Origin of the sequence: Salinibaculum salinum (genome assembly GCF_037645885.1) — an archaeon.
GTDB lineage: Archaea > Halobacteriota > Halobacteria > Halobacteriales > Haloarculaceae > Salinibaculum > Salinibaculum salinum.
On the sequence record NZ_JBBENW010000036.1, the window covers coordinates 1 to 10,038 of the forward strand.

The following is a 10,038-nucleotide window of genomic DNA, read 5'->3' on the forward strand; positions in this document are numbered from 1 at the left end:
GAGCTGCCGGATTTGGACGAGCTGTTGCTGTGGGCGTCACAAAATCCAAATCCACACAGAGATCGATTACGTGAGCAGGTTGAACGAGGTGAGTTCGGCTTTGACCGCCACTAAACTAGAACCGATGCCTTCCGACCAATAGAATTTCTGTATCGACCGTTCACTAAGCGTGCGTATGTAACGCGGAAGACGTATGAGGTATTCAGATATTTTGTTTGTATGAACCAACGTTCAGTTCTCCGTGATACGGTATTCATGGGGTGCATTTTCATCGCGTTCCTCGCTATACTTGGAGTTCTTATCGCTATGGTTCTCAGTGAACCTCCTGTAACGTTCTTAATCGACCTGCTCACAGACCCATTTTGGCTGTTCGTGGTAGCAATCGGTCTGTTTTTTGTTGTCACCGCGTACCGACGGGCAAAAGGGAATTATGCGGCTCTGTTGAAATCCTATGCAGTTGACTAGAGGAAGATCTATTCACACCGAATGGTGTCGAAACGTAAGCTACGAAGAAATGTTTAATAGGGCTATAATCCTGCAACAGATGTCTTCCATAATGCCCTCCACAAACGACATCGACCGATCACAGGAAGCTCTCAACGTTGCAAAACGATATCTCAGACGTGAACGCCCTCTTAGTGCACTTGTCGTCGTACTCGCAGTATCGGTGTTTCACGGGACATACCTTGCGACTTCACTTCTCCCAGCGGTCGTTGTCGCAGCTATCTTGCTTATCGCCGCACGCGCTCCAGTACTTCAGTCGAGAGGTACAATTCGACTCCAAACGGACGACGATCTGGGGACAGTCGTCGATGAGTTTACTGGCCCAACACCTCCCGTTTTGGCACTTCAGTGGGGTGTAGCCAATGAGGTTACCACAGAAGATAATATGGCGATATACCCCATCTCGTATCTTTTCGGACTCCGCTCTGTAGAGGTAGCCGTTGACACTCATACAGATACTACATCAAGCGGAGGGTATCTGGTTGAGTCGGAAGTCACGGTAAACGATCAGCCTTGGGCAACGTACACTTCGACAATCAATTCCACGAACGAACAGACGATCATAGCGGTAGAATATACCTCGAACCGACGTTTTGGTCTACGACGCATACCACAGGAACTACTCGCAAAACGGTACCGCGACAATGTGCTCACCGCTCAGGGATACACAGTCGTTGAACGCGACGCACACTTCGGTCTCTGAACTGTAGGTACGAGCATCACGCCAACTACAACGCTACGAAAAGCGTCGCACTGCGGTATCTCCGTCGCAACCAAAGTGGCCGTGACAGAGGCGCACCTTTGGGTAAGCGTTTGCACAGCGAGACAATGAACGTGAATGGGGGCTATTCTCTTGGCACTGCTAGTGGCCAGAGCGGAAGTCCACGCTGAATGCCACACTTTTAGGCGTAGGTAGCTCAACTGCGATAAGAAATGCCCATAGAACGAACTGATCTTACTCTTGACACGACGTCGCTAGTCCGGATCAGTGGAGTTGCGGTAGCGGTCACGGTATTCGTGGTCCTCGTGTTGCTCCCTGGCGAACTCCTCCTCGATCCCGGGCCGCTCACCGGCAGCCCGGCTGCGGTCATCGGCGTGATAACCGGATTTGTTATCTCGATCCTCGGTCCCTCTCTTCTCGCACGAATCCGCGGGTCGGAGTAGCTAACCGCGAGGCGTAGTATCCTGTTCAGGAAGTGCCCGACCGCCTTCTCAGACTTATGGCTCTGCATCATCAGTAATTCCTGTTTGTTGATGACCGAGATGGAGTCTGAGTTGGCTCTGCTGAAATCTTCTTCTTCAGATATATCCTCGTCTGAAACAGCTGGTCGATGAAGAGTGCTTATGTTCATACTTAGTCATTATCTGAAGAATGTGATTACTGTGCTGGGTCTATCCACTATATTGACCACACCCGGGCCAGAATGTACACCTGCTGAGGACTTCAACAGAGCCATTTTGTCCGAAACAGTAGTCGGTGAACTGTGAGTGTTGACCATTGGACATATATGACCACCCATTAAAATTCACATATGGGTATTCTGTGGCAAGTCGGATATGTCCTAGCTGTAATCCTTGGTCTTGCCTACGTTATACTTCCGAAGAGGATTCACACGGTTGGATTTGAGTTCCTTCGGCGTTCCTCGTCCGACCTATCTGAGGAGTCCAACATCCCTGTCTGGCTTTATCGCGGATTAGGTGTGCTATTTCTATTCATTGGTATCACAGGAGTCCTCTAAGCGATAGATTACCCCTGGCTCTGTTGAGATTCGATCCATCAGATGTATTCTCGTCTGAAACAGCTGGTCGAAGAAGAGTGCTTATGCACCAGAATCGAACGGTGTCCTTCGCTCCCGATAATAGACGAACCAATATGCAACAGTCCAACAGATTACGAGTGCCGCGATACTGAATGGGGCCGTTGAGAACGCGTCGGGTGGAAGAAAGAGAAAGCCAGTACCAGCGACAACGGCGAACACAGCAACAGCAACAAGTACGAGTTTGATCCAATTCTTCATACAGATCTGTGCCTTAGACAGCTAATAGGTCTTTTCCAGTAAACCACCATAACAGTGAACCCATCGAACCTATACGCTGAATATGCACTCTTCATTGACCACTCAGTATGTCAATGAAACAGATTGCTATAGTTAGTTCACAAACGACGAGCGATTTCGTATGCGATTGATGTTGGGAGAAGGATAGCGAATATGACAAACGTGATTTCTTCTATAGTTAGTCCAGATTGTGTAAGGGAACTATAGAAATAGAGTGCTCCAGTGGCGATCACGCTAACGATAGCCGCAACGTATCGGGGGTCACTCCACGAAGACGGAAACTCAGAATCAGACATCTATCCTTACTACCCCTATCCATCTGAAAAGTTCTTCCCCTATGTTTACCAGGGTCATTGACTGTCGCTGCCAGAGAACCATCTCCAGAAATCAATTCCTGTCCAGACGGTGTACACGACTGAAAGCGGAACGAGCACATAAAACGGGTCGATGCTGAACACAACGACATTGAGAGAGTAGCTTCCCGGTGGGGCGTACAAGAGTGTGGCAACGAATACAGCGACACCGACGCCAACATTGCTTAGATGCCACAGAAGATCATCTAGGCGCACAATTTTTTGACCGAGCCTATCCATACAATTGGTCTCGTTCGCTCATAATATGAATTCCCCAGGTGGTGTTCCTTTCAACTACCGACAAATTCGCACCCTTCACCTAACGGTTGTTTCAGACGAGAATATATCTGAAGAAGAGGATTTCAACAGAGCCACAACTCCCGGACAGGAGTCGAACGAACCAACGACGCAGTCAAGAACTGTGGCCTCGGGCACGTCCGCGCTCGAGGCCGCTTCCATGCACGAACACAGGTGTTCCTTGCACTGTATCTCCGGATTATCGTTGCAATCACTAATTTCGAGAAGGGCAACAATGCCGGATGTGAGTAGTTCAAGCCATAAGATGGATTCTAGAGTACATTCCTTCTTAGAGTACGACCAGCGAGGCCAGTCCAGCAAGTGCAATAGCTCCGCAAAGTTGCATCACTCGAATATATGATTGGTGACGGCGATCGTAATCGCCGGTGAGTATTCCCACCGTCCAGACAAGCACGCCAACGGACACGACAACAACGACTCCAACCCATGTAACGGTGGCACGATTCGTCCAGTTTATTCCGGTCTGCCAATACAACACAAGAGTTCCGATCAGCCACAGACTCCCAAGAACGGCTGCAAAAACCCGGAGCCCGCTCCGTTGTTCCACACTCATTGAGAGAGCATAGAGTGGTAGCCAATATGAATATGGTGGCAGGATTAACCACTCACCTATGGAAATTCTGCTACCTGAACAAACCACCGTTGACGATATAATATTTTGGTCCACCGAGAGATCTCTCCGTTGAGTTGCACGAACCACCAGACGAAACGCTGGTACTGTTCTCAGCTGTAGGCAGGCGGGAGATATCGTGTGCGGTAGCTGTTGCTGGTGCGGTCTGCGACCCGGCCACAGAGCGCCGCCGATTCGGCGGCGCTCAGGCACTCACACCTGGCGGATCATACACCTCCTCTCGGTTGAGCATGTGGTAGATAGAAACCAGCAGTTTGCGAGCTGTTGCGACAATTGCCTTCTGTGACCCTTTCTTTCCTGCTAGCCGGTCGTAGAACCGCGTTAGGTACTCATCTTCGCAGGAATGGACTGCTGTCTGTGCACACTGAACGAGAATCCAGCGTAATTGACGTGAGCCACGTTTCGAGATGCCACCCTCGATCCGCGAGTCGCCTGACTCGCGGATCACCGGGTTCAGTCCAGCGTAACTCACCACTTCTTTGTCCCGGTCAAACCGCTCTATCTCGCCGATCTCTGCATATATCATCAGCGCTGAATAGTAGCTCACGCCAGGGATTGTCATCAGCCGCTGGGTCTCGGGAAGAGACCCAGCACGCTCTTCGATGGCGTCGTCAAGCTGATGAATCTCTTCGGTCAGCGTCTCGATCATCTCTATGTACGACGCTAACAACGTATCCCATGGCGTCGGGAGCGAGAGGTCCCGCAGGGACTCTCGCCCCGACACACTCAACGGCTTAACCTTCCGAGTGACGCCGTGATCAGCAAGCAAGCCGTGGATCTTGTTCGTGTACTCAGTCCGGTTTTCAACTAACTTCTGTCGCCCGCGCACGAGTGCGCGGGCTTCCCTGATCTCGTCTGTTGGAACGTAGCTCTCTGGTACTGACTCAAGCCGGACCATCCGCGCCAACTCTTTTGCATCGATGCGATCGGTCTTTTTGTCCGTCTGAGCGATCAGCGTCAGTTTGCTCGGATGAGCAACAGTCACATCCAAATGCTCTGACAGCGTATCGTAGATGTGGTAGTAGTTGCTGGTAGCTTCGATTGCGGCATCTGCTCCAGCATAGCGCTGGGCGAACTCGTCGAGGTTCGCGTTCTCGACGCGAACCTCTTCGACAATCTCACCAGTCTCATCCATTACTGCCACTTGCGCGTACCGCTTGTGGATGTCAATTCCAATGTACATGGATTGTCACTCCGGGACGCTGGTGCGTGAAACAGAAAGTCACCTATTCGGGCTTTCCCGGCTGACGCTTCCGGCGTCAGCCGGGCTGTAATGCCCACGATTCGGCTTCTTTCGCACTCGGACCAATCAATACAACGTGCTCGAAGGCACTGAGCGATTCTCGGTCTCTTGCGTCCCATATCTTGTTTCACGCTCTCATGGAATAGCAGAATTTCCATCGAATCAATACAGACAAACCAATTACCGACTCTAAGCTGATCAAGGGGTGCTAATCCGAAGAAGTTTCAACGTCATATTCATATCCAAGTTTCTCACGTAGCTGATGGAACGCATCCAGTATCTTTTCTCCGTCTTCACCAGTAGGAATCTCGACTTGTGGTGGTGGAGTAGTACTCTCCGAACCCAGAACTCGCCAAACCGTTCGACGAAGTAACGACTCCTCGGATACCGGCTTCCAATCGAGGTGTACGAGGTTCTCAGAAAACAATGCAGTCACCTGCCTTAGCCGTTCTAAATCATATGATGCGCTTTTCTCTCTATCGGAGCTATACAGAGAGTCCCATTTCAAATCATACGTGGTACCGTTAATTGTCCACGAGGCAAGCCCACTAAACGGGATAACAGCCGACCCTCGTACCTGATCAAGTGTCTCGTCCAATTTCTCAATTACTCCCTCATGTCCCCCCGCGTTGATCTCTCGGATATGGGCCTCATGCGGCACTGAGCGATATAGCCACGACTGGTCGGTCAGAACTGCAAATTCGGCGAAGTAGAACAGACGGTCCGTCCACGCATCAGTATCACCGTCCGGGACTTCGAGTACTGACTCAACCAATGCCCAGTCCTCGGGAAGCGACGCTCGAAATTCATGATCCGAACCGATAAAGATACATTTCGAGTCGGGGACCTGCGTTAGCTCCCGTTGGACAGTCTCAAATTGACCGTGTTTTGGATCAAGCCCTAGGTGGACAACGGTTCCGTAGTCCATCAGATCACTGATCACCTGGTTCTCGACTGTCACACCGCCGAGCTCGTCCCAGTCCTTGACACCGGATAGACGCCGAGTGACGAGTCTATGTGTCGGTTCTGTAGCATCGAACGTCTCTGTAAACTCCATTGTTGTTACGTACTCCCGGCTCTGTTGAAATCCTCAGCAGTGATATATTCTGATCCGGTTGCGGTCAATACAGGATAGTAGTCTATCGGCGCTTCAGTAGCACAGAAATGAGCATAAGCGCCGCAAAGACGATTGTAAAGCCCATTACTCCGACTCCGAAAACGTAGTATGGGTTTGTAAAATCGGGACTGTTGAGGAACAGAAAGAGGGTAAAACTCGACCCCATCAAGACAATCACCGCAGACTGAATACTCGGATTATACCAGTCTTCAAGCGAATCCCGAACTGTCCTATACATATCTGAACAGTAACTTCTATACCATATAGCGTTTGGGTCGGTGAACTCCGATAAGTTCGCACTTCTCAGTGACCAGCTGTTTCGGACGAGCATGTGTCTGAAGATGAGGATTTCAACAGAGCCGAATAAATATATCTGAACACTACCAATCTCTCAATCGGAAACACCAATCGAGCAGGCTAGTTTCCTTCGATTGCGTCGATAACCATCGCGGCGGCCACTATCGGTTCCCGTGGGACAGCGCTGGTATCTTCGATATCGATGTCGTACCGGTCTTTCATCGAGAGCTGGCCGGAGATCGTTCCCACGTGCCCGCCGTCGGCGTCGGTAATCTCGTAGTGGTGTGGGATTAGATTACCCAATAGTCCCCTGCGGAATAGGCCCACGAACTTCCGAGAGGAAATCTCCGCCAGTTCAGCATCAGTCTCGGGATCGCGGATCGTCCAACTCGCACCCGTGATCTGTTCAAGAAGGGAATACTCGTGATCGAGGACGACAATGTCCTCACCGCTTCGGGCCTCCGTGAGGACGTACTGGCCCTCGTAGTCCCGGATCTGCTGAGCGTTTACCGTGAACACATCTTTGCCGTTCTCGTCGAAGAATGGGAACTCCTCTTTGAGTTTGAACGTCTCCTGCTTCCCCTGAAGGACCGTATTGCCGCTGTCGTCCTCTGCTGTGTACTTGTTTCGCACTAAGCTCTGTTCGACGGTGTAATGATCGGACGACAGATCAAGTCCCTGGATATCGTATTGTCCCATGGACAAATTGATGCCCCGGAGTGGGAAGAAGTGCGTGGCTTCGGAAGCGAATCCAGAGTAGCCCGCTTCTCGGAGTTCCTGTTTCACGGATCCCCAATCGGTCATTCGTTATCTGATCGAACAACACCGGCGATAAGCATTTCTTGTGTACTGAGCCCATCCGTGTTCGGTTAAGACGGTGAATCAAGAGACAACGCTCGATTGACGCAGCTATGGTTGTAGGCCGCGTGGGGAGAGAATGTGTTCAAGCAACTCTCCCCAACTCTCATACGACGGCGGCTCACTTCCCTGTTTCCAGCCGAACTTATCGAAGACATCGCGCGCGAGCGCGATGTCGTCCAACGTAACCGGACGATCGACATCACGATGCTCGTCTGGACGCTCATCATGGGCTTCGCCGTCGACGGCGAAGCCCGTACCATCGCCGGATTCCAGCGTGCGTACTCCGCAGCAACCAACCAAACCGTTGCCCGCTCAAGTTTCTATGATCGGTTCACACCAGCACTCGCAGCACTGTTAAGCGACCTCCTCGAGCACGCTCTCGAGGAGGTCGCAGTCCCTCATACGGTCACGCCACAGTTCGAGCTGTTCCGAGAGGTGCTGATCGCCGATGCAACCGTTTTCAGGTTGCATCGGCTTCTGGATGCGTTTCCTGCGACTCACCCGGATCAATCCGGCGCGAAACTCCACGTCGTGCAGAACGCGACCAAGCAGACGATCGAGCAGTTCCAGCTAACCGACGAACGCACCCACGAGAGCAGCCAACTCCGCACCGGGAGTTGGCTGCGAGACCGGCTGTTACTGTTCGATCTGGGCTTCTACAGCTTCCGTCGGTTCGCGCTGATTGATGAGAACGAGGGCTTCTTTCTGACTCGGCTGAAGTCGAACGCAAATCCGTTGATCGTCGGAGAGCGCCGGAAATGGCGCGGGCGCGCCATTTCCTTACCGGAGCGTCGTCTTCGGGACGTTCTGGGCAATCTTACTCGGGAGATCATCGACGTAACCGTGGAAATCGAGTTCAAGCGGCGAGCGTACGCTGGGAAGCAATCGACCGGTACGATGGAGTTTCGCGTCGTCGGTGTCCGCAACGAGGACACCGACGACTACCATCTGTACGTTACGAATCTGCCCGATGAGTTCACTCCGAGGCAGGTCGCGGCGTTGTACGGGTTGCGGTGGGAAGTGGAGTTGCTGTTTCGAGAGTTGAAATCGTTGTACGGCCTTGAGAAGTTCCAGACAAGCGATCCAGCAATCGTGGAGCTGCTGGTAGTGGCGGCTCTGCTGACGCTGACGGTCAGCAGAGCCTTGCTGGGCATGTTTCAAGAGCGGTTTCCTGAGACGGTGTTTCCGCGAGAACGCTGGGCGAAGACCTTTCGGTCTGTCGCCCAGCTCATTCTCGAAGATCTAGCCCAGTTGCTCGGGTACCCGCCACCGAACTTGGCTGAATTGATGTTCCGTGGTGCCCGTCAACCAGAGAAATCACGCCTCTTACTGAGCGAACGAGTGGCTGAAGCCTTCATGAGGCCGTCTAATGCTTAACCGAACACCGATGGTACTGAGCCATTGAAGATGTAAAAACTATCAGCGACTGAGGATTTCAACAGAGCGATGAAAGTGGGATTGGAGGGCCACTTGTCAGCGGAGGCACCGAGTCAGTTCGGAGCCGCATATAGCGAACCAGCTCACGTTGATAACTCCACTGGAACCTCCCAAAACTGAAACAGAATTGATGGGTGCTCTTGAACAGAATCCAACGATACCCGACTCCATTGAGCATTCGGTGGATGACCTGTATCGAGCGCTCAGTAAGCGTGCCTATTGATCACTGAGATTTGTATTAGAAACAGTCCATGCGGTCTTAAATACCTGAAGGATGTTAGATAGGACATGGTCTTAGACATTCTCTTGAGTCGCTCAGTTGTCTACGGGTTATTATTCCTCGTAGCTGTCGTAGCGGCATCATACACAGGAACAAAAATTGCTCTAATGAGGTATTTTGAGCAAGAGGGTCACGAACCATTTGTAGAAGACGATCGATAACTATCCCCACTGTATCGACCGCTCAGAAAGTGTACGTATGGGAAGATTTTTGGAAAATTGACTCTAATGAAAATGTATGGTCTCCATCCCTCGGCGTTCGTTTCTGAAAGCAGTAGGAATAATGGGAACGAGCATGTCAACAGCAGGCTGTTCTAGACTTGGCTCAACGGATTCCTCTGAGAGCCTACCTGCAGGAAGTTTGAAGTTTCACAACGACGATACTGTTCCACATGAGGTCTCTGTTGAAGTGCTCAACGTGGGGACTTCGATGGGTGAACGAATAGACGGACACGACACCGTTACGGGAACACCTGATGTCGCAGTCCCCCAACGAGATCTAACCGCGACGGCGATCCTTGAACCCGGACAAACAGGGACCTATGAGTCCGTGTTCGAGTCACGGGTCTTGTATGACATTCGGTTCACACTCGACGATATGTACCCGGGGGAGGATCTCGGGAGGACTGTATTCCATCCAAACCCTTCGAGCAACGAAACTACTGGTCAGATATTAGGCGGTAACGTATCGGACGGTGGAGAGCTATCGTGGCAAATTTCGCCAACCGATAATCTAGGACCGTCATTCCAATAACCTGCCCGTAGTGTCGGATATGGGAGGTTTCATTCCGTCATGGGGATGTCTCTACACTAACTCAGCTTTGAACGTTAGTGTCGGCTGTTGAGTGAACGAAAAGATGGTCGATCTCTTGCATAAGGTCATCGACGCCACGATCATCGTTGTCTCGAACCCACGAGAGAAGGTTGTACACGGCTTCTTT

At 51.5% G+C, this 10,038-nt stretch carries 9 protein-coding genes and 2 pseudogenes; 5 read left to right on the forward strand and 6 right to left on the reverse strand.

Going from position 1 to position 10,038, the window contains the following annotated elements; translation table 11 throughout:
- The first annotated feature begins 219 nt into the window (after positions 1-219).
- Positions 220-465: a hypothetical protein gene (locus tag WDJ60_RS18490; protein ID WP_340102231.1), complete on the forward strand. Its 246-nt coding sequence runs from the start codon at positions 220-222 to the stop codon at positions 463-465.
- Between the two features lie 91 nt (positions 466-556).
- The gene (locus WDJ60_RS18495; protein ID WP_340102233.1) at positions 557-1,207 is read left to right on the forward strand and encodes a hypothetical protein; all 651 of its coding nucleotides are present in this window, start codon (positions 557-559) and stop codon (positions 1,205-1,207) included.
- Positions 1,208-1,421: 214 nt separating this feature from the next.
- On the opposite strand, the gene WDJ60_RS18500 is transcribed toward WDJ60_RS18495, so the two are convergent.
- Positions 1,422-1,856, reverse strand: a complete 435-nt coding sequence (locus WDJ60_RS18500; RefSeq protein ID WP_340102235.1) for a hypothetical protein — start codon at positions 1,854-1,856, stop codon at positions 1,422-1,424.
- Positions 1,857-2,911: 1,055 nt separating this feature from the next.
- Positions 2,912-3,154 carry a hypothetical protein gene (locus WDJ60_RS18505; protein ID WP_340102237.1) on the reverse strand — a complete coding sequence of 81 codons (243 nt, stop codon included), beginning with the start codon at positions 3,152-3,154 and terminating at the stop codon, positions 2,912-2,914.
- A 126-nt stretch (positions 3,155-3,280) separates the two neighbouring features.
- Here WDJ60_RS18505 and WDJ60_RS18510 point away from each other — a divergent pair.
- Positions 3,281-3,504, forward strand: a pseudogene (locus WDJ60_RS18510) (IS5/IS1182 family transposase); the annotation flags it as partial.
- Between the two features lie 543 nt (positions 3,505-4,047).
- On the opposite strand, the gene WDJ60_RS18515 reads toward WDJ60_RS18510, so the two are convergent.
- From WDJ60_RS18515 to WDJ60_RS18525, 3 genes are all read right to left on the reverse strand, one after another.
- A complete protein-coding gene (locus tag WDJ60_RS18515; RefSeq protein WP_340102239.1) occupies positions 4,048-5,046 on the reverse strand; it encodes an IS110 family RNA-guided transposase in 999 nt (332 codons plus the stop codon).
- 268 nt (positions 5,047-5,314) lie between these two features.
- A complete protein-coding gene (locus WDJ60_RS18520; protein ID WP_340102241.1) occupies positions 5,315-6,163 on the reverse strand; it encodes a hypothetical protein in 849 nt (282 codons plus the stop codon).
- Positions 6,164-6,640: 477 nt separating this feature from the next.
- Complete coding sequence (locus WDJ60_RS18525; protein ID WP_340102247.1) at positions 6,641-7,219, reverse strand: LURP-one-related family protein; 579 nt, start codon at positions 7,217-7,219, stop codon at positions 6,641-6,643.
- Between the two features lie 240 nt (positions 7,220-7,459).
- Between WDJ60_RS18525 and WDJ60_RS18530 the strand changes: the two genes are divergently transcribed.
- On the forward strand, positions 7,460-8,758 hold the full coding sequence (locus tag WDJ60_RS18530) for an IS4 family transposase (RefSeq protein ID WP_340102243.1): 1,299 nt from the start codon (positions 7,460-7,462) through the stop codon (positions 8,756-8,758).
- A gap of 577 nt (positions 8,759-9,335) precedes the next feature.
- Positions 9,336-9,851: a cupredoxin domain-containing protein gene (locus tag WDJ60_RS18535; protein ID WP_340102245.1), complete on the forward strand. Its 516-nt coding sequence runs from the start codon at positions 9,336-9,338 to the stop codon at positions 9,849-9,851.
- A gap of 61 nt (positions 9,852-9,912) precedes the next feature.
- Here the strand turns inward: WDJ60_RS18535 and WDJ60_RS18540 are convergent.
- Positions 9,913-10,038: pseudogene (locus WDJ60_RS18540) on the reverse strand (IS701 family transposase); the annotation flags it as partial.

Bases quoted from the DNA above. Each gene is read 5' to 3' on its own strand.
- WDJ60_RS18490 (WP_340102231.1), top strand. From the start codon at position 220: ATGAACCAACGTTCAGTTCTCCGTGATACGGTATTCATGGGGTGCATT.
- WDJ60_RS18495 (WP_340102233.1), top strand. From the start codon at position 557: ATGCCCTCCACAAACGACATCGACCGATCACAGGAAGCTCTCAACGTT.
- WDJ60_RS18500 (WP_340102235.1), bottom strand. From the start codon at position 1,856: ATGAACATAAGCACTCTTCATCGACCAGCTGTTTCAGACGAGGATATA.
- WDJ60_RS18505 (WP_340102237.1), bottom strand. From the start codon at position 3,154: ATGGATAGGCTCGGTCAAAAAATTGTGCGCCTAGATGATCTTCTGTGG.
- WDJ60_RS18515 (WP_340102239.1), bottom strand. From the start codon at position 5,046: ATGTACATTGGAATTGACATCCACAAGCGGTACGCGCAAGTGGCAGTA.
- WDJ60_RS18520 (WP_340102241.1), bottom strand. From the start codon at position 6,163: ATGGAGTTTACAGAGACGTTCGATGCTACAGAACCGACACATAGACTC.
- WDJ60_RS18525 (WP_340102247.1), bottom strand. From the start codon at position 7,219: ATGGGACAATACGATATCCAGGGACTTGATCTGTCGTCCGATCATTAC.
- WDJ60_RS18535 (WP_340102245.1), top strand. From the start codon at position 9,336: ATGGTCTCCATCCCTCGGCGTTCGTTTCTGAAAGCAGTAGGAATAATG.